Origin of the sequence: Tritonibacter scottomollicae, assembly GCF_032924845.1 — a bacterium.
GTDB lineage: Bacteria > Pseudomonadota > Alphaproteobacteria > Rhodobacterales > Rhodobacteraceae > Epibacterium > Epibacterium scottomollicae.
The window spans coordinates 2098941-2122691 of record NZ_CP136704.1 but is presented as its reverse complement, the minus strand read 5'-3'; the positions used below and the strand labels follow the sequence as shown (position 1 = coordinate 2122691).

Here is a 23751-nt window from a genome sequence, read left to right as displayed (position 1 = left end):
AGATCAGCCGCCGCATCCGTTGCTGGACGACAAGGCCTGAAGCACCGGGTCCGCGCGCAGCCGGTCGCGAGCAAAATCAATAAAGCTGCGCACCTTGGCCGGTGCGCGCCGCCCTTCCGTGTGAACCAGATGGATCGGCATGCTCTCAGGCTCATAGTCCTCCAGTAGACACGCAAGGCGCCCCGCCGCTACATCGCGCCCGGCCTGATAGGACAGCATTCGGCAGATGCCCCAGCCCGCCCGCGCCGCGTCCAGCCCGGCCGCAACAGTGCTGACACAGAGCTGTGGCGTGATACGTACGACCTGTTGTTGGTCGGTGCCAAACCTCCATTCCGTGGCCGATGAGACCGCACTGATCGCGACAATCCGATGCGCGCTAAGGTCCGCCGGGGTCGTTGGGGTGCCGTATTTGTCCAGATATGCGGGCGCGGTGCAGACCACCCGCCGCACGGCACCGACTTTGACCGCTGACAGCGTCGAGGACGGCAGGTGCCCGATCCGCAGGGCCACATCAAACCCCTCTTCGACGATATTCACCACGCGATCCAAGAGCACCAGATCGGCCCGCATCTCCGGGTACTCATTCAGATAATCCAGCAGGATCGGCAGGATATAGATGCGCCCGAACTCATTGGGGCAAGTCAGCCGCAGCAGCCCAACAGGCGCGCTAGCCGCCCCGCGCGCCGCATCATCGGCGGCCTGCAAGGAGGTCAGGATGTGGCGCACGTCGTCCAGATAGCGCCGTCCCACATCCGTCAGATGCAAGCGCCGGGTGGTACGGGTGAAAAGCCGCGTCCCCAGTTGTGCCTCCAGCCCGTTGATCGCCCGCGTCGCCGATGGCGCACTCAGGCCAGCCCGGCGGGCCCCTGCGGCAAAGCCCTCTTCTTCCGCCACGGCGACAAATACCTGCATGCTTTGAACGCGGTCCATGGATCTGCCCTGATTGCTGTCGAAATGTGAAATTATCTCTTTCTCACACGCCCCATTATTTTACGCAACGGGGTGATTTATCTCTGTCACCAGAGGCGCTGACCACCGCGCCACAACTGGAGACGAAAATGACCCTCACGCCCCGCCCACCGCTGCCGCCCTTCACCCGTGAAAGCGCAATCGAGAAAGTGCGCCTTGCCGAGGACGGCTGGAACAGCCGGGACGCGGCCAAGGTGACGCTGGCCTATACGCCCGACAGCCGCTGGCGCAATCGCGCCGAGTTTCCCGTGGGCCGGACCGAGATCGAGGCCTTTCTGACCCGCAAATGGGCGCGCGAGCTGGAGTATCGGCTGATCAAAGAGCTTTGGGCCTTTGACGGCAACCGGATCGCGGTGCGCTACGCCTATGAATATCGCGACGACAGCGGCCATTGGTTCCGCGCCTATGGCAACGAGAACTGGCAGTTTGATGAAAACGGCCTGATGGAAGAACGCCATGCCTCCATCAACGAACATCCGATCACTGAAGCAGATCGCAAATTCCATTGGCCACTGGGCCGTCGCCCCGACGACCACCCGGGCCTGAGCGACCTCGGCCTATGACCTCTTGCAAGGAGACCAAGATGAACCCCGATTTCCCCGCCAACGCCGCCCCGATCAAATTCTACCGCCACCCGCTGTCTGGTCACTGCCACCGGGTGGAGATGATGCTGTCGATCCTGGACCTGCCGTATGAGCTGATCGAGGTCGACCTGCTGAAGGGTGCGCATAAAGCGCCGGAGTTTCTTGAGCTCAATCTGTTTGGTCAGGTGCCGGTGATTGACGACAACGGCACATTGATTGCGGATTCCAATGCGATCCTCGTCTATCTGGTGCAGTCCTATGGCGCGGAGACCGACTGGCTGCCGACAACGCCCAAGGATGCCGCAGAGGTGCAGCGCTGGCTCTCGCTCACGGTGTCGCATGTGGCGACGGGCCCCTCGCGGGCACGGTGGCGCACCCTCATTGGCGCCGGCGATACGCCAGAGACAGAGGCGGCGCGCGAGGTCTCGCATGATTTTCTCAGTCAGATGGAAGGGTTGATTGCGGGACGGGACTACTTGGTCGGGGACAGGCCCACCATCGCCGATGTGGCAAGCTACGCATACATCGCCCACGCGCCTGAGGGGGGCGTCAGCCTTGACTGCTATCCGCTGGTACGCGCGTGGATTGAACGCGTTGCGGCCCTGCCGGGGTTCGTGCCCATGGTGGCCTCGTCGGTTCCGGAACCGGCCTGAGACGGCGCGCGATCCCACGTAGAAACCAGCACAGAAGGGAGATCAGCCATGACCCGTGCGATACAAGTCTTTCATACCGGCGAGCTGGCGCTGCAGCACCGTGCCGGGGTGCCCGCAAGCTATCGCGACAGGGTTGCCCACGCAATCCGACATGAAATGCCGCAACAACATCGCGATTTCTTCGAGAGCCTGCCGGTGCTGTTCCTTGGCTTGCTGGATGCACGCGGGCAGGTCTGGGCCACGCCCGCAGTTGGCGAAGTCGGGTTCCTGCGTTCGCGTGATCCCGGTCATTTGTCGGTGGGCGCGCGCCCTCAGCTGGGGGAAAGTCTTTGGCTTGATGTGCGTCCCGGGGCAAAGGTTGGCGTTGTTGGCATGGAGCTGTCGAGCCGCCGCCGCAACCGGATGAATGGCACCATTCATGCAGTGAATGGCGAGGGGTTTGAGATCGCAGTCGACCTGAGTTTCGGCAACTGTCCGCAGTATATCCAGACCCGCGATCTGCTCTGGCCCGCCAATCCGCCTGCGCCGGAGGCAACGGCACTGCCCGATTGGGACGCACGCAGCCGCGCCTTGGTGGCGCGGGCCGATACCTTCTTCATCGCCTCCCGCGCGGCGGAGATGTCGGACAATCCGACCGATGGCATCGACGCCTCGCATCGGGGCGGGCGACCTGGGTTTCTGACCATCAATGCCGACAGTTCGCTGTCGTTTCCGGATTTTTCGGGCAATCGTTTCTTCAACACGCTTGGGAATATCGAGGCTGACGGCCGCGTGGGGCTGTTTATCCCCGATTTCAGCAGTGGTGCGGGGATCTTTGTCACCGGCTTGGCCACGGTCGATTGGCATCCCGACCGGGTTTCGGGATTCAAGGGCGCGGAGCGGATCGTGGACGTGCAACCCGAAGAAATCTGGTACTGCGAACACGCGTTGCCGGGGCCTGCGCCGCTTGTGAGTTCATGGCCGATGCTTGCGGAAACCGGTGTCTGGTAACCGCAGTCGTTGCGGAGAAAACCGTCAACATTGAGCGACTCAGACGGGCGAACGCGTTGCTGCGTTTGCCCGTTTCTCATGCAAGCTCTCTGAATGCATCGCCAGGCGGTTCATTCAGAGAGGCCGCGTACCAACTGTCCGCCGGTTAGGCAGCCCCCTAAATTATGGTATTAAAACATTACCTTGCAATCCTTGTGTTGAGCGCAAGAGGCCTTGGTATGTCTCATGCTGCCACAGAGAAGCTTCAGAAATGGAAATTTTAAGCTTGAAATTGTTTTGGAATGCGGAGAGCCTTTGACCTGACAATAATCTAATGGGGATGAGGATCATATGCGCATTGCATGTCTGGGAGGCGGCCCGGCTGGCCTGTACTTCGCGATCTCGATGAAGCTGCGCGACCCCGGTCACGACATCACCGTGATCGAACGGAATCGCGCCGATGATACCTTCGGCTGGGGCGTGGTGTTGTCGGATGAAACGCTCGACAACCTTGCAGCCAACGATGCCAAAAGCGCCGAGACGATCCGCGCGCATTTTGCCTATTGGGACGACGTTGCGCTGCTCTTCAAGGGCACGCGGCAGGTGTCTTCTGGCCATGGGTTCTGCGGCATCGGGCGCAAGCAGCTGCTGATCCTGTTGCAGGAACGGGCGCGTGAACTGGGCGTCAATCTGCAGTTTGAGACCAATGTGCCGAGCGCGGAGGCCTTGCGCCAGGACTATGATCTGGTGGTTGCCAGCGACGGGCTGAACTCCAGCACCCGCAGTCTCTATTCCGATACGTTCAAGCCGGATGTCGACACGCGCCTGTGCAACTTTGTCTGGCTCGGGACACGTCAGACCTTCAAAGATGCCTTCACCTTCATCTTTGAGGAAACCGAGCACGGCTGGGTCTGGGCGCATGCCTACCAGTTTGACGACGACACCGCGACCTTCATCGTGGAATGTACGCAAGAGACCTTTGACGCCTTTGGTTTTGCCTCCATGAACCAGCAGGAAAGCATCAAGGTCTGCGAAGAGATCTTCAAGGATCATCTGGGCGGCCATGCGCTGATGACCAACGCCAACCACATTCGCGGCTCGGCCTGGATCCGGTTCCCGCGGGTTCTGTGCGAAAAATGGAGCCACGAGAATGTGGTGCTGATGGGCGATGCGGCGGCGACGGCGCATTTCTCGATCGGATCAGGGACCAAGCTGGCGCTGGAATTTGCCATTTCTCTGGCGGAACTGCTGCAGGATAAACCGGATCTGCAAAGCGCCTTTGACGATTATGAGGACCAGCGCCGCCTTGAGGTGCTGCGCCTGCAATCGGCGGCGCGCAACTCGATGGAGTGGTTCGAGCGGGTCGAACGCTACCTCGATCTGGACCCGGTGCAGCTCAATTACTCCATGCTAACCCGCAGTCAGCGCATCAGCCACGAAAACCTGCGTGCCCGCGACAAGGACTGGCTCGAAGGCGCGGAGCGCTGGTTCATGACCCAGGCCGGGGCGCCCAAGGATGCACCGCTGCGCGCGCCGATGTTTGCGCCCTTCCGCCTGCGCGACATGGACCTCAAGAGCCGCATCGTCGTCTCTCCCATGGCACAGTACAAAGCCGTAGATGGCTGCCCCACCGACTGGCATCTGGTTCACTATGGCGAGCGGGCCAAGGGTGGCGCAGGGCTGGTCTACACGGAAATGACCTGCGTTTCGCCAGAGGGGCGTATCACACCCGGCTGTCCGGGCCTTTATGCACCGGAACATGAGGCCGCTTGGTCCCGTCTCACCGATTTTGTACATGCCGAGACCGATGCCAAGGTCTGCTGCCAGATCGGCCATTCGGGGCGCAAGGGCTCCACTCAGCTCGGCTGGGACGAGATGGATGCGCCCTTGCCGGACGGCAATTGGGACACCGTCAGCGCCTCCGCCATTCCATGGTCGGGCCAGAACGCCACCCCGCGCGAAATCACCCGCGCCGAGATGGACGAGGTCCGCGACCAGTTCGTGAGCGCTGCTGAGATGGCGGACCGCGCAGGCTTTGACATGATCGAGCTGCACGCGGCCCATGGCTATCTGATCTCTTCTTTCCTGTCGCCGGTCTCCAACCAGCGCGGCGATGCGTATGGCGGCAGCCTGGAAAACCGCCTGCGCTATCCGCTGGAGGTCTTTGCCGCCATGCGCGCGGTCTGGCCCGACGGCAAACCGATGTCGGTGCGCATCTCCGCCAATGACTGGGTGGGCGAGGATGGCGTCACCCCGGATGACGCGGTGCAGATTGCCCGCGCCTTCTGGGAGGCGGGCGCCGACCTGATCGACGTCTCTGCCGGTCAGACCACCACCGATGCAAAGCCGGTCTATGGCCGCATGTTCCAGACGCCGTTTTCGGACCAGATCCGCAACGAGGCCGGGATCTGTACCATGGCGGTGGGCAATATCTTTGAGGCCGACCACGCCAACTCGATCCTGATGGCGGGTCGGGCGGATCTGGTGGCAGTGGGCCGCCCGCATCTGGCCGATCCCTATTGGACCCTGCGTGAAGGCACCAAGATTGGCGACCGCGCGGCGCCTGACTGGCCGCTGCCCTATCAGCCGGGCCGTGACCAAAGCTGGCGGCTGGCGGACAAAGAAGCGGAGAGCTTGCGCGCATGAGTAAAGATCTGAGCCAAGAGCATGTCCTGATCACCGGTGGCGGCACCGGTGTCGGCGCCGCCTGCGCGCAGGCCTTTGCCGCAGCGGGGGCCACCGTGACCCTGATCGGGCGAACGGAGAAGACCCTGATCGAACAGGGTCTTCCCTATGAGATCTGCGATGTCACCGACGCGGCAAGCGTTACCTCCGCCGTGGCGCGCGCCGCCGCTGCGCGCGGTCCCGTCACCGTGGCCTTGGCCAACGCGGGGGCCGCAGAGAGCGTTCCTTTCGCCAAGATGCAGCCGGAGATGCTCAACGCGATGATGGCGGTGAACCTAAACGGCGTGGTGAACCTCTGGCAGGCGGTGCTGCCGGGCATGAAAGAGGCAGGGCGCGGCCGGATGATTGCCGTGGCCTCGACCGCGGGGCTCAAAGGCTACCCCTATGTCAGCGCCTATTGTGCGGCAAAACACGCGGTGGTCGGTCTGACACGTGGTCTGGCCAAGGAGCTGGCCCGCACCGGCATCACGGTCAATGCGATCTGTCCGGGCTTTGTGGAAACGCCGATGCTTCAACGCAGCATCGACAATATCCGCGCCAAGACGGGCATGAGCACCGAGGACGCGGCCGGCGCGCTCAAGGCGGACAACCCGCAGGGGCGTTTTGTACAGCCGGAAGAAGTGGCCGATGCGGCGCTGTGGTTGGCGTCAAGCGGCGCGGCCTCGGTCAACGGCCATGCCTTGGCCCTGACGGGGGGCGAAATATGAGCAGCGCCAAACCGGAAACCTTGCCCGCAGAGGCCTCCTCGAAGGCCCGTCTGCGCCTGTGGCTGAAACTGCTGAAGACGTCCGGCGGTATTGAGGCCGCGCTGCGCCGCCGTCTGCGTGATCGCCACAATACAACGCTGCCACGGTTCGACGTGATGTCGGCCCTGTCGCGCAATCCGGATGGGTTGAAGATGAGCCAGCTGTCGCAGTTCCTGCGGGTCTCCAACGGCAATGTAACCGGCATTGTCGACCGGCTGACCGAAGACGGGCTTGCACTGCGCGTCGCGGTGCCCGGAGATCGGCGCGCGCAGGTGGCCCGGCTGACCCCGGCGGGCGAGGCGGAGTTTGCCCGGCTTGCCGGCGAACACGAGGCCTGGATCAACGAGATGATGGCCGGCCTTGGTGCCGATGACATCCATGAGATGAGCGCGCTGCTGGACCATATCCAGCCCGCGACCTCCAGTGAGACTTCCAAGGATACCCCGACATGAGCCTGCATGAGACAACCCATTTCAATTGCACCATTGAGGGCGGCATCGCCCGCATTTCGCTCAATCGTCCCGAGCGCAAGAACCCGCTGACCTTCGACAGCTACGCTGAGCTGCGCGACTGGTTCCGGGCGCTGCCCTACTCGGACGAGGTGCATGCGGTGGTGATCGTGCCCAATGGCGGTAATTTCTCCTCTGGCGGCGATGTGCACGACATCATTGGCCCGCTCACAAAGATGAACATGAAGGAGCTTTTGGCCTTCACCCGCATGACCGGGGATCTTGTGAAGGCGATGATCAACTGCACCAAGCCGGTGATTGCGGCGGTGGATGGCATCTGTGCCGGGGCCGGTGCGATCATGGCCATGGCCAGCGATCTGCGCATTGCCGCACCCGAGGCCAAGGTGGCCTTTCTGTTCAATCGCGTGGGCCTGGCGGGCTGTGACATGGGCGCCTGCGCCATGCTGCCCCGCATCATCGGGCAGGGGCGCGCGGCTGAGTTGTTGTACATGGGCCGGTCGCTGGGCGCCGAGGAAGGCGAACGCTGGGGGTTTTTCAACCGTCTGGTGGCGGCAGAGGCACTGGAGGCCGAGGCCATGAAGATGGCCGAGCGCATTGCTCAAGGCCCGACCTTTGCCAATGGCATGACCAAGACCATGCTGGCGCAGGAATGGTCCATGAGCCTTGAACAGGCGATCGAGGCCGAGGCGCAGGCGCAGGCGATCTGCATGCAGGGCAATGATTTCCGCCGCGCCTATGAGGCTTTTGTCGCGAAAGAGCGACCAGTGTTTGAAGGCGACTGAGAGCGCCGGATTTCGCCTTCGGCGAAGGTATTTGGAAAAAGATGAAAACAACGGGGAAGATAACGTGGCGGACCAGAGTTTTCTGAATTGGCCCTTTTTTGACCAAGAGCACCGCGATTGGGCGGCGCAGGTCGAGGCGGTGGCGGCTGGGCTCAATGTGGATCATAGTGACACCGATGCGGCCTGTCGCAAACTGGTGGCGGATCTGGGGCGGGCGGGTATCCTGCAACCGACTGGGGCGTGCGACAGCGGTGAGAGCCTTGATGTCCGCAAGCTCTGTCTGTCACGTGAGATCCTTGCGCGCCACGACGGGCTGGCGGATTTTGCCTTTGCCATGCAGGGGCTTGGCACCGGGGCGATCTCGCTATTCGGGACGGATGCGCAGAAGGCGGCCTGGTTGCCCAAGACCCGCAGCGGTGCGGCGATCGCCGCCTTTGCACTCACTGAGCCGCAATCGGGGTCGGATGTGGCAAACTCTACCATGACGGCGGTGCGCGATGGCGATGACTATGTGCTCAATGGTGAAAAGACCTGGATCTCCAATGGTGGGATTGCCGATGTCTACACGCTGATTGCCCGCACGGGTGAGGCGCCGGGGGCCAAGGGGCTGTCGGCCTTTGTCGTGACTCCGGATCTGGCTGGATTTGAGGTGGTGGAGCGGCTGGAGACCATCGCGCCGCACCCGCTGGCAACCTTGCGCTTCACCGATGTGCGTATCCCCGCAAGCGCCATGATCGGCGCGCCGGGGCAGGGGTTCCGCATCGCCATGTCGGTGCTGGATGTGTTCCGCTCCACGGTGGCGGCGGCGGCGCTGGGTTTTGCGCGTCGCGCATTGGACGAGGCTCTGGTGCGTGTCACAGAGCGTCACGTGCAGGGCGCACCGCTGTTTGATTTGCAGATGGTGCAGGGGCATATCGCCGATATGGCGCTGGATGTGGATGCCGCGGCCCTATTGGTCTACCGCGCCGCATGGACCAAGGACAGTGGCGCTGCGCGCGTCACGCGCGAGGCGGCGATGGCCAAGCTGTTCTCGACCGAGGCGGCGCAGGTTGTGATCGACAAGGCGGTGCAGCTCTTTGGCGGCGAGGGCGTGCGTTCCGGTGCGATGGTCGAAAAACTCTATCGCGAAATCAGAGCCTTGCGGATTTATGAAGGGGCCAGTGACGTGCAGCGCGTGGTGATCGCGCGGCAAGCCATGATGGCGATGGAGGGCAAGTCATGAAACTGGGCGCAACCGCACATACCGACACATTCTCGCGCGACGCGCTGCCGCCGCTGGAACAATGGCCGGATTTCCTGCTGGATGGGTTTGACTACCCGGATCATCTGAATGCGGGCGTGGAACTGACGGACGCCATGGTGGAGCGGGGCTTTGGCGACCGCACCGCACTGATCGGCAACGGGCGCCAGCGCACCTACAAGGAACTTGCGGACTGGACCAACCGGTTGGCGCATGCGCTGGTGGAGGATCTGGGCGTCAAGCCGGGCAACCGCATCTTGATCCGTTCCGCCAATAATCCGGCGATGGTCGCCTGCTGGCTGGCTGCGACCAAGGCAGGCGCGGTTGTGGTCAACACCATGCCGATGCTGCGCGCCGCAGAGCTGAAGAAATATGTCGAGAAGGCACAGATCCAGTTTGCCCTCTGCGATACCCGGCTGATGGAGGAGATGGAGACCTGCGCAGCGCAGTGTGACGTGCTTGAGCGGGTCGTCGGCTTTGACGGGACCTCCAACCACGACGCCGAACTCGACAGGCTGGCGCTGGAAAAGCCGGTGCGCTTTGAGGCGGTGCAGACCGGGCGCGATGATGTGGCGCTTCTGGGGTTCACCTCCGGGTCGACCGGAGAGCCCAAGGCGACCATGCATTTTCACCGCGATCTGTTGATCATTGCCGATGGCTATGCGCGCGATGTGCTGAATGTGGTGCCTGAGGATATTTTTGTTGGCTCTCCGCCACTTGCCTTTACCTTCGGGCTTGGCGGATTGGCGATTTTCCCGCTACGGTTCGGGGCAACCGCGACGCTTTTGGAACAGGCCACCCCGCCCAATATGATCGAGATCATCGAGAAATACCGCGCGACCGTGTGCTTTACCGCGCCGACCGCCTATCGGGTGATGCTCGCCGCAATGGAAGAGGGGGCGGATCTCAGCAGCCTGCGCGCCGCCGTCTCCGCCGGGGAGACCCTGCCGAAACCCGTCTACGACGATTGGATGGCCAAGACCGGCAAGCCGATGCTGGATGGGATCGGCGCGACCGAGATGTTGCATATCTTTATCTCCAACCGTTTTGATGACCACCGCCCGGCCTGCACCGGCAAACCCGTGGGTGGCTATGAGGCCAAGGTGGTCGATGACGAGGGCCGCGAGGTGCCCGATGGCGAGGTTGGCCGCCTTGCGGTGCGTGGGCCGACCGGGTGCCGCTATCTGAACGACGACCGTCAGGCCGGGTATGTTACGGATGGCTGGAACATCACCGGCGACAGTTTTATCCGCGACGCGGAGGGCTATTTCCACTTTGCCGCCCGCAACGACGATATGATTGTCTCGGCTGGCTACAATATCGCAGGCCCCGAGGTGGAGGCGGCATTGCTGGCGCATGACGCCGTGTCTGAATGCGCAGTGATCGGTGCCCCCGATGAGGAGCGCGGCCATATCGTGCAGGCCCATGTGGTCCTGAATGCGGAATTTACGCCCTCAGACGCGCTCATCAAAGACTTGCAGACCCATGTGAAGGCGACCATCGCCCCCTACAAATATCCCCGCAGCATCATCTTTGCCGACAGCCTGCCCAAGACGCAGACCGGCAAGATCCAGCGGTTCCGGCTTCGATAATCAACAACAAACCAACCATAAAACAGGGAGTTTGATCATGAAGAAGCTAATGTTGGCCACAGCGGCCGCGGCGCTGGCCGCGGGCGGAGCGATGGCGGATGTCAAAGTCGGGATGATCACCACGCTTTCGGGCGGCGGTGCGAGCCTCGGTATCGACACCCGCGATGGGTTCATGCTGGCGATGGAAGGTGCCAACCGCGATGATGTCGAGGTGGTCATCGAAGACGACCAGCGCAAGCCCGATATCGCGGTGCAGCTTGCGGATAAGATGATCCAGTCGGAAAAGGTCGACGTGCTGACCGGTATCGTCTGGTCAAACCTCGCCATGGCCGTGGTGCCTGCTGCCACTGCGCAAGGTCTGTTCTACCTTTCGACCAACGCCGCGCCTGCGCAACTGGCGGGCAAGGGCTGTAACTCCAACTATTTCTCCGTGTCTTATCAGAACGATAACCTCCATGAAGGTGCGGGTGCTTACGCAACCCAAGCCGGGTTCAAAAACACCTTCATCCTTGCGCCGAACTATCCGGCGGGCATCGATAGCCTCACCGGGTTCAAGCGGTTCTACGAGGGCGAACTGGCAGGTGAGGTCTACACCAAGCTGGGGCAGACGGATTACGCGGCTGAAATCGCGCAGATCCGCGCGTCTGGCGCAGACAGCGTGTTCTTCTTCCTGCCCGGCGGCATGGGGATTTCCTTCCTGAAGCAATATGCCGACAGCGGCGTCGATCTGCCCGTGGTCGGCCCGGCCTTCAGCTTTGATCAGGGTATCTTGCAAGCGGTGGGCGAGGCAGCCGTGGGGGTCAAGAACTCCTCCACATGGTCCAAGGATCTGGACAATGAGGCCAACGCGGCCTTTGTCGCGGCCTTCCAGCAGAAATACGACCGCCTGCCGTCGATCTACGCGGCGCAGGGCTATGACACTGCGAACCTGCTGTTGTCGGCCATCGACAAGGCGGATGTGAATGATGACGCGGCCTTTGCTGCGGCCCTCAAGGAGGCGGATTTTGCCTCTGTGCGGGGGGAATTCTCCTTTGCCGCCAACAATCACCCGATCCAGAACGTCTATGTGCGTGAGGTCATCAAGGAAGGCGATGTCTTTACCAACAAGATCGTCGGCACCGCTCTTGAGGATCATGCAAACGCCTATGTGGACGCGTGCAAGATGTAAGTGAGGCGCGCCCGGCCTGCGGAACCTGCGGGCCGGGACACACCTGAAAGAAGACATATGTCCACGATACTTATCATCGAGCAGGTGCTGAACGGGCTGCAATCCGGCGTCATGCTCTTTCTCATGGCGGCGGGGCTGACGCTGATCTTTGGCGTCATGGGGCTTATCAACCTCGCCCATGGCTCGCTCTATATGGTTGGGGCCTTTGCGGCGGCGGCTGTGGCGGGTGCCACCGGGTCGTTTGTGCTGGCGCTGATCGCGGCCCTTGCGGCAGCGGCGCTTGCGGGGGCGGTAATTGAGGTTGCGGTGATCCGTAGGCTCTATGACAGTGACCATCTCGATCAGGTCCTGGCGACCTTTGCGCTCATTTTGATCTTTTCCGAGGGCACACGCTGGGTCTTTGGGTCTTTTCCGCTGTTCCTGGACATTCCCGATGCCTTGTCGGGGCCGGTGACCTTGCCCGGCGGCATCCAGTACCCTTTGTATCGCTTGGCGCTGATTGGCGTGGGGCTGCTGGTGGCGTTTGGCCTGTGGCTTTTGATTGAGCGCACACGTATCGGCATCCAGATCCGCGCAGGCGAAAACGACCGCGAGATGATTGCCGCCTTGGGCGTCGATATCTCGAAACTCTACACGCTGGTCTTTGCGCTGGGGGCGGCCCTGGCTGGTCTCGCAGGCGCATTGGTGGGCGCAATCCAGTCTGTGCAGGTGGGCATGGGCGAGCCGGTGCTGATCCTTGCCTTTGTGGTGATCGTGATTGGAGGGATCGGATCGATCAAGGGCGCGTTTATCGGCGCATTGCTGGTGGGGCTTACAGACACGCTGGTGGGGATCTTCCTGCCCGAAGTGTTGAAACTCTTCATGGACGCGGCCCCCGCAACCTCTGCCGGATCCTCGATTGCCTCGATGTCGATCTACATCCTGATGAGCCTTGTGTTGATCTGGCGTCCCTCTGGCCTGTTCGGAGCACGCGCATGAGCCGAGAAACACTCTTTAACGCAGCCTTGCTGCTGGGTCTGATTGCCGTGCCTGCATGGGCGGTGATGACGGACGAACCCTTTACGATCACACTGGCGACCCGTGCGGTGATCCTTGCGCTTGCGGCAGCGGGGCTGAACATCGCGCTGGGCATCGGCGGGCTGGTGAGCCTTGGCCACGCGGTTTTCTTTGGGATTGGCGGCTACGCCATGGGCATCCTTGCCCATCACGCCCAAAGCTATACACCGCTGATGGAATGGCCGCTGGTGATCGAAGGCACCAAGTTCATGCCGGTGATCTGGCTTCTGGCCGTTGTGGTCTCGGCCGTTGCGGCCTTCCTGATCGGATTGATGTCGCTGCGTACTACCGGGGCCTATTTCATCATGATCACGCTCGCCTTTGGTCAGATGTTTTACTACTTCGCCATCTCCTGGAGCACCTATGGCGGCGAAGATGGCATGTCGATCTACATCAGGAACGACTTTCCCGGCCTCAACACGCTTGTTCCGATTCAGTTCTACGGGCTGTGCCTCGCAATCCTCGTTGTGGTGCTGATTTTCACCGCCCGCCTGCGCCGTTCGCCCTTTGGGTTGGCGCTGAACGCGGCGCGTCAGGTGCCCGCACGCGTGGAGGCCGTGGGCATGGACCCGATGCGTCTGAAGCTGGTGGCCTTTGTCATCTCCGGTGTCATCACCGGTCTGGCTGGCGCGCTCTTTGCCGATCTCAACCGCTTTGTCAGCCCGACCATGTTTAGCTGGCAGTTCTCGGGCGAGATCATGATCCTTGTGATCCTCGGCGGGGTGGGGCGGCTGTTCGGGCCTGTTGCGGGGGCTGTGACCTTTGTGGCGCTGGAACATTTCCTCGGTGGCATCACCGAATTCTGGCACATCTTCCTCGGGCTGATCCTTCTGGCGGTCGTGCTCTTTGCGCGCGGTGGCATCACCGGGCTGGTGGCAGGCAAGGAGGCGACCCATGACTGAGACCATTCTTGCAACTCACGGCATCACCAAATCCTTCGGCGCGCTGAAGGCCAGCAATGACATCTCGATTGATCTGCGCCCCGGCGAAATTCACGCCATCATTGGTCCCAATGGGGCAGGTAAATCCACGCTGATCGGCCAGATTTGCGGCTCACTTACGCCGGATGCAGGTCGCGTAGAGCTGATGGGCCAGGATGTGACCAGCCTGAGTACCGATCAGCGGGCGCGGGCCGGGCTTGGGCGGACCTTTCAGATCTCGGCGCTGGCGATGGAGGACACGGTGCTGGAAAACGCCATCCTCGGCGCCATGGGCGCCAGCGGCAGGTCGTGGCGGTTCTGGTCGGCAGCGCTTGGCGACAGGTCTTTGCGCACCCGCGCCGAGGCGGCGCTGGAGCGGGTTGGCCTCGCGGAGAACGTGACCAAACGCTGCGCCGACCTCAGCCATGGGCAACGCCGCCAGCTGGAGGTCGCGGTGGCGCTGACGCTCGCGCCAAAGGCCTTCGTGATGGATGAACCGATGGCGGGCCTTGGCGCCGAAGGGTCCAAGAACCTCACCGGGTTCCTCGACAGCCTGCGCCAAGAGGCTCCGATCCTTTTGGTGGAACATGACATGGACGCGGTCTTTGCGCTCGCGGACCGGATCAGCGTGCTGGTCTACGGCGAGGTCATCGCCACCGGCAGCGTCGATCAGATCCGTAGCGACCCGCGCGTGCGCGAAGCCTATCTGGGAGAAAGCGCATGAGTTTTTTATCGGTCAAATCCCTCACGGCATCCTATGGTGTGAGTCAGGCGCTGTTTGGTGTCGATCTCGACATCAACCCGGGCGAGGTGGTGGCGCTTATGGGCCGCAACGGCATGGGCAAATCCACCACCGTCAAGGCGATCTGCCGCATGATCGCCGCAGGCGGCACGCTGGAGTTCGCAGGCCAGAACCTGCACGCGCTGCCAAGTCACAAGGCCGCGCGTCTGGGCCTTGGTCTGGTGCCGGAGGGCCGGCGCTGTTTTCGCGATCTTACGGTGGCGGAGAACCTTCTTGCCACCAGCCGCCCCGGTGATTGGGACATGGGCCGGGTGACGCAGCTTTTCCCGCGTCTGGGCGAACGTCACAGTCAGCTTTCGGCGTCGCTCTCGGGCGGTGAGCAGCAGATGCTCGCCATTGGTCGCGCCCTGATGACCAACCCGCGCCTGCTGATCCTGGACGAAGCCACGGAAGGCCTTGCACCGATCATCCGCCAGGAAATCTGGTCTGCGATCAATCGGCTGAAACAGGACACCGATATGGCGATCCTGGTGATCGACAAGACACTGGCGGAGCTGGAACAGGTCTGTGATCGCGCCGTAATGCTGGAGCGTGGCAAGACCGTCTGGAGTGGTGCCATGACGGCGCTGACCCCGGACATCACTGAACGCTATGTAGGGGTTTGAGCCATGTATGAAATGCCGCAAAAAGTGCTGTTTAAGCACTGTGACCCTGCGGGGATTGTCTTCTATCCGCGTTATTTCGAGATGATGAACGATTGCGTCGAGAGCTGGTTTGCGGACGTCTTGGAATGGCCGTTTGAGGACATCCACAAGACCGCTGGCGTGCCGACGGCCAACATCCAAACCCGCTTTTGCGCACCCAGCCGCCATGGCGAGCAGCTGGTGCTGAAATTGCGGGTGATAAAGCTGGGTCGGAGCTCTCTGACCTACGAGATGACCGCCACATGCAACGATGAGCTTCGCTTTGAGACAGAAGCGACGCTGGTGCATGTGGCAGCAAGCGGGCGGCCTGACCTCTGGCCTGCGCCCATTAGAACAAAAATTGAATATGACATGAAAGGGCAGACATGACCCATCAAACCATTCACCCCGAAGGTTGGGCTCCGGCGAAGGGCTATGCCAACGGCATGTTGACACAGGACGGCGTTTTGCACATCGGCGGCCAGATCGGCTGGGACGAGAAGCAGGAATTTGCCTCCGACAGCTTTGTCGACCAGATGCGCCAGGCGTTGAAGAACATCAGATCGATCGTAGAGGCCGCGGGCGGCAAAGCTTCGGATGTCACCCGCCTGACGTGGTTCGTGATCGACAAGCAGGAATATCTGGCGCACCAGGCCGAGGTTGGTGCCGCCTATCGGGAGGTCTTTGGCAAGCACTTCCCGGCGATGTCGATGCTGATCGTGGCGGGTCTTGTTGAGGATCGCGCGCTGGTTGAGATCGAGGCCACGGCGCATATCAGCTGAGTGCGGGGCGTGAGCTCTAGCAATCGCACAGCCTATCTGACTGAAAAAAGGGCCCCGCACCGGGGCCCTTTGCTGTTGGAGAAACCCGCAATCCGGTGGGGTCAGAGCGTTACGACCGCATTGCCCAACAGGCTTCCCGCTTCGACGGTTTCATGCGCGACGGCGATGTCTTCCAGCGCAAAGCGACGATCAATCCGGGGCGACAACTGGCCGGAGGTGAGCAAAGCGTTGATATCCTTGATCGCCTCTGCTTTGGCGGCATCGCTCATTGAGTAGACAAACACCGGCTGCAGCTGAATGTTGCGGAATGCCAGCGGATAGAAGGGCAGGGCCGGCGTCAGATTGGAGGCCGAAGCATAGGCGCCGACGGAGCCGTTGATCTTCAGGATCTGGGGGTAGATCTCCATATGAGCGGCAATATCCACATCGACCACATGGTCGATGCCACCGTTGCCAACCAGATCCAGCAGTTGATCGAGCAGCGGCGTTGCCTTGTAGTTCAGGACCTCATCCGCACCGGCTTCGCGCGCGATCTCTGCCTTGATGTCATTGGAGACGGTCGCGATAACCCGTGCGCCCTTCGCCTTGGCGATCTGGATGGCGCTGTGGCCGACCGCACCGGCGCCGCCGGTCACCAGAACCGTGCGTCCTGCGACGGGACCGGCCCACATCAGCGCGCGGTGTGCGGTCATGGCCGGTACGCCGAGGCACGCCCCGGCCTCAAAGGACGCCTCCTCGGGCAATTCAACAGCCAGATGGGCGGGTATGATCGCATATTGGGTTGCTGTGCCAAGCGGCCCCTGTCCCAGGCCATCGGCAGAGCGGTTGATGTTGTACATCCAGACGCGCTGACCGACGCGGGCAGGGCCGACGCCTTTGCCAACCGCCTCGATCACGCCTGCGCCGTCATTATGGACCAGGACCTGATCGTCAATCATGGGGCCCTGTGCGCCCGAGCGCAATTTGACATCCGAAGGGTTCACGCCGGATGCGCGCATGGCCACCAGGACCTCGCCCGCGCCGGGTGATGGCAGGTCGACCTCCTTGAGTGCCAGGGTGTCGCGCGCCGTACCTCGGGCCGTGTTGAATACCGCTTTCATGATCACTCCTGTCGTTTGATCGGGAATTGGATTGACGCGCATGAGCCCTGAAATATGACCCGAACGCAAGGGCGAGAAGGCCGATTTATAAGCACTGTAACAAGGTGTTAACCAAGAATGATGAACGCCGCCGCGGATTAGGCTTTGCGAAAACGAATCTGTCTAGTGTCGTCTCAGTGTGGTGTGTGATTTCGGTCCGGAGGGCCTGTTCATGAGATTGGGACAGACACTTGTTCTGTTTGCTCTTATTCTGGCGATGCTGACCGGACTGTCGTTCTTGGGCTATCACTATTTGACCCTTGCGAGCGAGTATCGTGCCCGGAATCTGATCCACCTCGATCTGATGCACGATGCGCGCGATATTCTACACAACAACCCGATCTTGCGACCGGAATCCGCGCGGCACCTGAATGAGGTGTTGCAAGCGGCAGACGTTCAGCCCCGCTGGTGCATTAGCAACCTCTCTGCGATGGAGCACAAGGGATTTGTCCTACTCGGCGCAGAACCAGCACTTGCGATATGCGAGCGTGGGATCCGAGAGGGGCGGCGTGCCGAGGCGTTGTTGAAGCCGTTGATGGGGCCGCAGGCGGTCTTGGGAGATGATCCCAATAGCCTGTCTGATCATACCCTTAAGGTCAGGAAGCAGGTGCAAATCCTGCACGATCTCAGCTTTTCATTCCGCCCGACCCTGGATGTGATCGAGGCGCGGCTCGTGATGGTGGTCAAAACCGGTACCGGGATAGTGAGTTTCTGCCTTGCTCTGGTATTCATTTTTCTAGCCCGCCAGATGGTCAGGTCGTGGCGGACGTTGTCCGAACAATCTCAGCAACTGAAACGGATGTCTCAACGCGTCTCCGCAGCGATGAGCGCCTCCACCGACGGGTTTGCGATCTTTGATGAGGAAAATCGCCTCGTCACCTGCAATGAGACCTATCGCGAGTTGAGCCATGTTGACCCGAAAGCAGTCAAGGTGGGTATGGCCCTGCCGGAAATCTTGGCGGATGCGGTACATGCAGGGCACTACGCGCTGCACGGTCAGTCGCCAGAAGACTACGTGATGAGTTACAACAGCCGCATTGAAAGTCACGCCTATCGCGCTGAAACGCAGCTGGAGCTTTCGGGGGATCGTCATATCGTCTCGCGTGTGAACGAAACCGATTCTGGCGACAAGGTCGTGACGCGGGTAGATATTACGGATCTCGTGCGCGGTGAGCGCGAGCAACGTCATGTGGCCGAGGTCTTGCAGGAGGCCAAGGACCGGGTTGAGAAACAGTCGTTGAGCGACCCGCTGACGGACCTTGCGAACCGGCGGCATCTCGACCGCGAACTGGCGCGGCGGCTCGAGGAGGCACCGGTGACATTGGTGCGTATCGACCTGGACCGCTTCAAGAAAATCAACGACATCCTTGGGCATGAAGCGGGCGATTTCGTGCTGTGCCATGTTGCGGATGTTTTGCGCCTACACTCGAAGGCCGGAGATCTCATCGCACGGGTAGGCGGGGATGAATTTGTCGTCCTGTGCCAGCAGGGCACATCGCTGGCGCAGGGAGAGGTGCTGGCGAAGCGGGTTCTGGATGCGGTGCTGCAGCCGGTGGCGTGGGGGAACAAACGCTGCAACTTTGGTGCCAGCTTCGGCGTTGCCCATGGCAAGCCGGGCGAAATGTCCGCAAGTGAGCTGCTCAGCAATGCCGATGCTGCTCTGTACCGTGCGAAAGCCTCAGGCCGCGCCATGGTCGAGGTTTTTACCGCCGAGATGCGAGCAGAAACCCTGGCCGAACGGGCTCTTGCGGACCGTATGCAGCATGCGCTCGAGGTTGGGGAAATCGTGCCCTATTATCACACCCAACACGATGCCCGCAGTTGGCAGCTCGCCGGTGTCGAAGTGCTGGCGCGCTGGGAGCATCCCGAATTGGGCGTGTTGCCGCCGGTAAAGTTCTTGGGCATTGCCAAGCAATTGGGCCTTGAGGCGGAGCTTGACGGGCGCATTTTCGAGGCTGCGGTCAAGCAAATGGCCCAATTGGAGGCGCGATCAATAGAGGTGCCGCGCGTGGCCTTCAACGTCAGTGCGCCGCGGATCATGGAGCCGGGGTTTCTTGATACCGTGCGCGGCCACATCCCGGATCGCCGCGACCGCTTTGCCTTTGAAATACTGGAATCCATTTCTTGCGAGGAAGAAGGCGATGCGTTGATCTTCTGTATCGACGCCCTGAAGGACATGGGCTTCAAGATCGACGTGGATGATTTCGGCTCGGGGCATGCCTCGATCAACGGGGTGCTGAATATCGAGCCCGATGCCCTGAAGATCGACCGCAATATCATCTTTCCGCTTGGCCAGAGCGAGCGGGCGGAGCGCATGGTCGCCTCGATCGTCGACCTTGCACATACGCTCGATGTGAAAATCATCGCCGAAGGCGTCGATTCACTTGAGAAAGCACGGCTGCTGCGTGAAATCGGCTGCGACATCCTTCAGGGGTTCTATTTCTCCGAGCCTCGCAGCTTCGCAGAGCTGAAGCTGAACCTGCTTGGGGTCGATCAGGATCGCAGCGCGATCTAGCTCTTGCGTGATCTTGGGGGTGGTCGTGACTTAGAAGAACACGGGCGCTTGCCGGGGGGCCGATGGCGCCCGTGCTGGGGATTTTCCTAGACGGCGCGCGGCTCAGCGCGTCGGCGTGAACCGCAGCGACAGGCAGGACATGCCGCCGTCCAGTTTGGCAGCTTCGGAATTGCCGATTTCGCGCACAGTGTATCCGGCTTGGATCAACCGATCCCGGGTGGCGGGGAAGCCCGCTGGCATCAGGACGAGATCGTTGAACCGGATGGTGTTTGCGGCGGCCTCTTCACCAGCGGCGGTGTAGATGACCTTGTACCCTTCAAAGCAGCCGGACGCGGCGAGACGCTCAGTCGCCAGCACGGTTTCGCCGTCCAGCAGCGAGCAATCGGTCTTGAAGTGCAAGACACCTTCGGGGGTGATGACCTCGCGCACGGTGTAGCCCCAGTCGGCGACCAGCCCGCGCAGCTCTTCTATGCCGGCAGCATTTGTACGTTCCGAACGCCCGACGAGGATTTCGGTTTCCGTGGTCAGGATATCACCGCCCTCGATATAGCTGTCGGCGCCCGAGATCGCGCGCACATCGCCGTAGAGCGCCTTCAGATGTGGCGCCATCTCCGCCGCTTCGCCCAGACGGGACGGGGCGCCGGGCCGCATGACAATCGCCCCTTCACGCAGGCAGAGCGCGGTGTCTTCGACAAAAACCGCATCCGGATAGGCGTCCAAGGCGTCGAGCACGGTGACCTCCGCGCCGGTGTCCTTCAGCGCCTGTACATAGTCGGCATGGTGGCTGTGGAACAGATCCAGATCCGGGGTGCCGACGTCCACGGCGCGCAGACCGTCAATGATGCTGGCGCTGGGTTTGCGGGAAATCGCGTGGGTGAAGCGGAAGGAGCGGTCCGTCATGAGGTAGTCCTTGTGTGTCGTCAGAGAAACAGATGTGTCAGGCGCTGCGCTGTGGCATCCGGCGTTCCATCAGCCGGAAGGCAATCACCAGCACAAACGTGAGGCAAAGGTAGATGAGTGCCACGAACAGCAATGGTTCGTAGATGCGATAGGTTTCCTGACGCACGATGCTGCCGACGCCATAGACCTCAAAGACGGTGATGGTGGCGGCCAGCGGTGTGGCTTTCAGTGTCAGGATGAATTCCCCGGCCAGGGTGGGGAAGACGTTCTGCAGTGCGCGCGGCAACCAGATCCGGCGTAGCACTTTGAACGGGCTCATCCCCATGGCGCGTGCGGCTTCCAGCTCGCCGCGCGGAACGCTGCGGAAGGCACCGCGCATCACTTCGCCCTCATATCCCGCCACGCTCAGTGAAAAGGCCACGACGGCGTAGGGGAAGGCCTCGCGCAGAAGCGGCCAGATCATCGACTCGCGAATGCCCGGAATGAAGGGAAACAGCGATCCGAGGCCGTAGTAGATGAGCCAGAGCTGGATCAGAAGCGGCGTGCCCCGGATCACGGTGCAGAAGGCGCGCGCCGTCCAGGCCAGCGGCCAGGGGCCAGTGACTTGTGCAAGCCCGATCGGGATCGCCAGTGACATGCCGAAAAAGATCGATAGACCCAGCAGTTGCAACGTCAGCCACAGACCTTCCAGGAAGCGGGGCGCGTATTCAGGTAGCCAATACCATTCCATCACGGGGCCTCCTTATGTCTGCGACGGCTGGCCGCGCCGCAGACGACGCTCCAGCAGGCCAAAACCGAGTGTGGAGACCAGCGTCACCGCCAGATACAGGCCGCCAGCCACCATGTAGAACATGAAATACTCTCGTGTCGCGCCAGCCGCCTGTCGGGTTTCCAGCGCCAATTCGCTAAAGCCCACAACGGCCAGAAGCGCGGTGTCCTTGGTGGTGATCAGCCAGAGGTTCGACAGTCCCGGCAGCGCATAGGGCAGCATGATCGGCAGGGTGATCCGGCGCAGCACAGTGAGAGGCCGCAATCCCATGGCGCGTCCGGCCTCGACCTGTCCGTGCGGCACGGACTGAAAGGCGCCACGAAACACTTCGGTTGAATAGGCGCCCTGCACCAGTCCGATCACGTAGATCCCGGCCCAGAGGCCGCTGATGTCCATGCGCTCCAGCCCCATGCTTTCGCGGACGATATTCAGCAGATCGGTGCCCGCGTAGTACAGCAGCAGGATCAGCACCAGCTCCGGTATCGCGCGGATCACGGTGGTGTAAAACTCGAGCCCCCAGCGCAGCACCGGCCCGCCGTGCAGCTTTCCAAGCGCACCAAGCAATCCGATCACAAGCCCGAGCGCATAGGCCCCGACCGCGATCTGGAGTGTACGCAGGAGGCCCATCAGAAGGTTGCCCCCCCAGCCGGGCGGGCTCAGGGCGAGAAGATCGAATGCGCTGTCCATTGGGGATTTGGTCTTTCGTCAGTAAAAATGCCGGGCCACCTGGATGAGGTGGCCCGGCCAGTGCAGCGGGGATCAGCCGCCGTAGATGTCGAAGTCGAAGTATTTGTCCGAAATCGCCTTGTAGGTGCCGTCGGCGCGGATCTTCTCGATTGCCGCATTCATCTTGGCGTGCAGGTCGGTGTCGTCCTTGCGCATGCCTGCGCCCACACCGGGACCAAAGATGGCGACGTCGTTCAGCTCGGCCTTGACCTCGTAAGGCGCGCCTGCATCGCTTTTCAGAAAGTCCTGAAAGGCGAGACTGTCACCCACAACCGCGTCGATGCGACCCGCAACCAGATCCTGGTTGTGCTCGTCAAAGGTGTTGTAGGTTTTCACGTCCGCGGTTTCGGCGAAATGCGCATCCACGTAGTTGGCATGGGTGGTGGACACCTGAACACCGACATATTTGCCGTCAAGGCTGGCCGGATCGCCGGTCATCTCCATGGACTTCGCACCCACCAGAACCGCCGGTGTGTTGTAGTACTTGTCGGAGAAGTCGATGGTTTTCAGCCGTTCTTCGGTGATCGACATGGACGCCATGATCACGTCGATCTTTTCCGACATCAGGGCAGGGATGATGCCGTCCCATGCGATCGGCGCAATCGTGCAGGTCTCTTCCATGGCCTCACACAGCGCGCCGATCATCTCGACTTCCCAGCCGGTCCAGCTGCCATCTGCGGTTTTTTCCGCAAACGGCGGATAGGGCTCTGCCGCGATGCCGATGGTGACATCGGCGCTGGCAAGCCCGGTGGACAGCATAAGGGTGGCGGTCGCGGTTGCAGCGAATGTGGTCAATGTTTTCATTGTGTTGAACTCCCGGTTTGGTGGTTTTGTTTTATGGTTTGGTCTTAGTGAACAGAGGCCACGAAGGCCCGGCAGCGATCACTGAGTGGGTCGCCGAAGACCTGCGCGGGCGGGCCTTCCTCTTCGATCTGCCCCTGATGCAGGTACAGAACGCGGCTTGAGACATCGCGGGCAAAGCGCATTTCATGGGTGACCAGCAGCATGGTGCGGCCTTCGTCGGCCAGCTCGCGGATGACCTTCAGAACCTCGCCCACCAGCTCCGGATCAAGCGCCGATGTGGGCTCATCAAACAGCATGACGCGCGGATCCATCGCCAACGCACGGGCAATCGCCACCCGTTGCTGTTGCCCACCGGAGAGATAGGCAGGATAGGCGTCGCGCTTTTCCCAAAGGCCCACGCGGGCCAGATGCGCCTCGGCCCGGTCGGTGGCCTCGGCACGGCTGAGGCCGAGAATCTGCACCGGCCCCTCGATCACGTTTTGCAGCACCGTCATGTGCTGCCACAGGTTGAACGATTGAAACACCATGCCGAGGCGGGAGCGGAACCCTTCAAGTTGACGGCGATTCTTCGGAACCAGACCGGTTCGCCCGGGTTTCAGGTCCAGTTCTTCGCCACCGAGAAAGATCTGCCCACTCGATGGGGTTTCCAACATGTTGATGCACCGCAGAAACGTACTCTTGCCAGAGCCGCTGGAGCCGATCAGTGACACGACATCGCCGTCCTCTGCCCGCACGCCCACCCCGCGCAGCACATGCGCAGTGCCAAAATACTTGTGCAAATCACGCACTTCGATGGCGGGCGGTTGAGGGGGGGTGTCGTCTGGCATCGGCTGGGTCCGTTGTTATGATCTGTTGGC

At 61.6% G+C, this 23751-nt stretch carries 24 protein-coding genes; 17 read left to right on the top strand and 7 right to left on the bottom strand.

Going from position 1 to position 23751, the window contains the following annotated elements:
• Window positions 1-3 precede the first annotated feature (3 nt).
• Window positions 4-930 carry a LysR family transcriptional regulator gene (locus R1T40_RS10800; RefSeq protein WP_317384096.1) on the bottom strand — a complete coding sequence of 309 codons (927 nt, stop codon included), beginning with the start codon at window positions 928-930 and terminating at the stop codon, window positions 4-6.
• Between the two features lie 128 nt (window positions 931-1058).
• Between R1T40_RS10800 and R1T40_RS10795 the strand changes: the two genes are divergently transcribed.
• From R1T40_RS10795 to R1T40_RS10720, 16 genes are all read left to right on the top strand, one after another.
• On the top strand, window positions 1059-1532 hold the full coding sequence (locus R1T40_RS10795; protein ID WP_317384095.1) for a nuclear transport factor 2 family protein: 474 nt from the start codon (window positions 1059-1061) through the stop codon (window positions 1530-1532).
• A 20-nt stretch (window positions 1533-1552) separates the two neighbouring features.
• Complete coding sequence (locus R1T40_RS10790; RefSeq protein WP_317384094.1) at window positions 1553-2206, top strand: glutathione S-transferase family protein; 654 nt, start codon at window positions 1553-1555, stop codon at window positions 2204-2206.
• A 48-nt stretch (window positions 2207-2254) separates the two neighbouring features.
• Window positions 2255-3196: a pyridoxamine 5'-phosphate oxidase family protein gene (locus R1T40_RS10785; RefSeq protein ID WP_317384093.1), complete on the top strand. Its 942-nt coding sequence runs from the start codon at window positions 2255-2257 to the stop codon at window positions 3194-3196.
• 330 nt (window positions 3197-3526) lie between these two features.
• A complete protein-coding gene (locus tag R1T40_RS10780; RefSeq protein WP_317384092.1) occupies window positions 3527-5821 on the top strand; it encodes a bifunctional salicylyl-CoA 5-hydroxylase/oxidoreductase in 2295 nt (764 codons plus the stop codon).
• Window positions 5818-6567, top strand: a complete 750-nt coding sequence (locus tag R1T40_RS10775; RefSeq protein ID WP_317384091.1) for an SDR family NAD(P)-dependent oxidoreductase — start codon at window positions 5818-5820, stop codon at window positions 6565-6567. Before R1T40_RS10780 ends, R1T40_RS10775 begins: the two co-directional genes overlap by 4 nt.
• Entirely contained in the window at window positions 6564-7058 is a 495-nt protein-coding gene (locus R1T40_RS10770) for a MarR family winged helix-turn-helix transcriptional regulator (protein WP_317384090.1), read from the top strand. Before R1T40_RS10775 ends, R1T40_RS10770 begins: the two co-directional genes overlap by 4 nt.
• Window positions 7055-7858, top strand: a complete 804-nt coding sequence (locus R1T40_RS10765; protein ID WP_106162140.1) for an enoyl-CoA hydratase family protein — start codon at window positions 7055-7057, stop codon at window positions 7856-7858. The genes R1T40_RS10770 and R1T40_RS10765 overlap by 4 nt, the downstream gene beginning before the upstream one ends.
• Window positions 7859-7922: 64 nt before the next feature.
• Window positions 7923-9080: an acyl-CoA dehydrogenase family protein gene (locus R1T40_RS10760; protein ID WP_317384089.1), complete on the top strand. Its 1158-nt coding sequence runs from the start codon at window positions 7923-7925 to the stop codon at window positions 9078-9080.
• The gene (locus tag R1T40_RS10755; protein ID WP_317384088.1) at window positions 9077-10690 is read left to right on the top strand and encodes a benzoate-CoA ligase family protein; all 1614 of its coding nucleotides are present in this window, start codon (window positions 9077-9079) and stop codon (window positions 10688-10690) included. The genes R1T40_RS10760 and R1T40_RS10755 overlap by 4 nt, the downstream gene beginning before the upstream one ends.
• Window positions 10691-10727: 37 nt before the next feature.
• Window positions 10728-11858 (top strand): ABC transporter substrate-binding protein, encoded by a 1131-nt coding sequence (locus tag R1T40_RS10750; protein ID WP_317384087.1) that lies wholly within the window; start codon window positions 10728-10730, stop codon window positions 11856-11858.
• Between the two features lie 57 nt (window positions 11859-11915).
• Window positions 11916-12836, top strand: coding sequence for a branched-chain amino acid ABC transporter permease (locus R1T40_RS10745; protein WP_317384086.1), 921 nt, complete (start codon window positions 11916-11918; stop codon window positions 12834-12836).
• Window positions 12833-13816, top strand: coding sequence for a branched-chain amino acid ABC transporter permease (locus tag R1T40_RS10740; RefSeq protein ID WP_317384085.1), 984 nt, complete (start codon window positions 12833-12835; stop codon window positions 13814-13816). The genes R1T40_RS10745 and R1T40_RS10740 overlap by 4 nt, the downstream gene beginning before the upstream one ends.
• Window positions 13809-14558, top strand: a complete 750-nt coding sequence (locus R1T40_RS10735; RefSeq protein WP_317384084.1) for an ABC transporter ATP-binding protein — start codon at window positions 13809-13811, stop codon at window positions 14556-14558. Before R1T40_RS10740 ends, R1T40_RS10735 begins: the two co-directional genes overlap by 8 nt.
• Window positions 14555-15241: an ABC transporter ATP-binding protein gene (locus tag R1T40_RS10730; RefSeq protein ID WP_317384083.1), complete on the top strand. Its 687-nt coding sequence runs from the start codon at window positions 14555-14557 to the stop codon at window positions 15239-15241. Before R1T40_RS10735 ends, R1T40_RS10730 begins: the two co-directional genes overlap by 4 nt.
• Window positions 15242-15244: 3 nt before the next feature.
• Complete coding sequence (locus R1T40_RS10725; RefSeq protein ID WP_317386920.1) at window positions 15245-15649, top strand: acyl-CoA thioesterase; 405 nt, start codon at window positions 15245-15247, stop codon at window positions 15647-15649.
• The gene (locus R1T40_RS10720; protein ID WP_106162147.1) at window positions 15646-16041 is read left to right on the top strand and encodes a RidA family protein; all 396 of its coding nucleotides are present in this window, start codon (window positions 15646-15648) and stop codon (window positions 16039-16041) included. Before R1T40_RS10725 ends, R1T40_RS10720 begins: the two co-directional genes overlap by 4 nt.
• Window positions 16042-16142: 101 nt before the next feature.
• On the opposite strand, the gene R1T40_RS10715 is transcribed toward R1T40_RS10720, so the two are convergent.
• Window positions 16143-17141: an NADPH:quinone reductase gene (locus R1T40_RS10715; protein ID WP_317386919.1), complete on the bottom strand. Its 999-nt coding sequence runs from the start codon at window positions 17139-17141 to the stop codon at window positions 16143-16145.
• A 211-nt stretch (window positions 17142-17352) separates the two neighbouring features.
• Between R1T40_RS10715 and R1T40_RS10710 the strand changes: the two genes are divergently transcribed.
• Complete coding sequence (locus tag R1T40_RS10710; protein WP_317386918.1) at window positions 17353-19695, top strand: putative bifunctional diguanylate cyclase/phosphodiesterase; 2343 nt, start codon at window positions 17353-17355, stop codon at window positions 19693-19695.
• A gap of 102 nt (window positions 19696-19797) precedes the next feature.
• Here the strand turns inward: R1T40_RS10710 and R1T40_RS10705 are convergent, their stop codons facing one another.
• From R1T40_RS10705 to R1T40_RS10685, 5 genes are all read right to left on the bottom strand, one after another.
• Complete coding sequence (locus tag R1T40_RS10705) at window positions 19798-20595, bottom strand: arginine deiminase family protein (protein ID WP_317386917.1); 798 nt, start codon at window positions 20593-20595, stop codon at window positions 19798-19800.
• A 37-nt stretch (window positions 20596-20632) separates the two neighbouring features.
• The gene (locus tag R1T40_RS10700) at window positions 20633-21325 is read right to left on the bottom strand and encodes an ABC transporter permease (RefSeq protein WP_106162150.1); all 693 of its coding nucleotides are present in this window, start codon (window positions 21323-21325) and stop codon (window positions 20633-20635) included.
• A 12-nt stretch (window positions 21326-21337) separates the two neighbouring features.
• Window positions 21338-22051, bottom strand: a complete 714-nt coding sequence (locus R1T40_RS10695) for an ABC transporter permease (RefSeq protein ID WP_106162151.1) — start codon at window positions 22049-22051, stop codon at window positions 21338-21340.
• 72 nt (window positions 22052-22123) lie between these two features.
• Window positions 22124-22894 (bottom strand): transporter substrate-binding domain-containing protein, encoded by a 771-nt coding sequence (locus R1T40_RS10690; RefSeq protein WP_317386916.1) that lies wholly within the window; start codon window positions 22892-22894, stop codon window positions 22124-22126.
• A gap of 44 nt (window positions 22895-22938) precedes the next feature.
• Window positions 22939-23721: an ABC transporter ATP-binding protein gene (locus R1T40_RS10685; RefSeq protein WP_106162153.1), complete on the bottom strand. Its 783-nt coding sequence runs from the start codon at window positions 23719-23721 to the stop codon at window positions 22939-22941.
• Window positions 23722-23751: the final 30 nt, after the last annotated feature.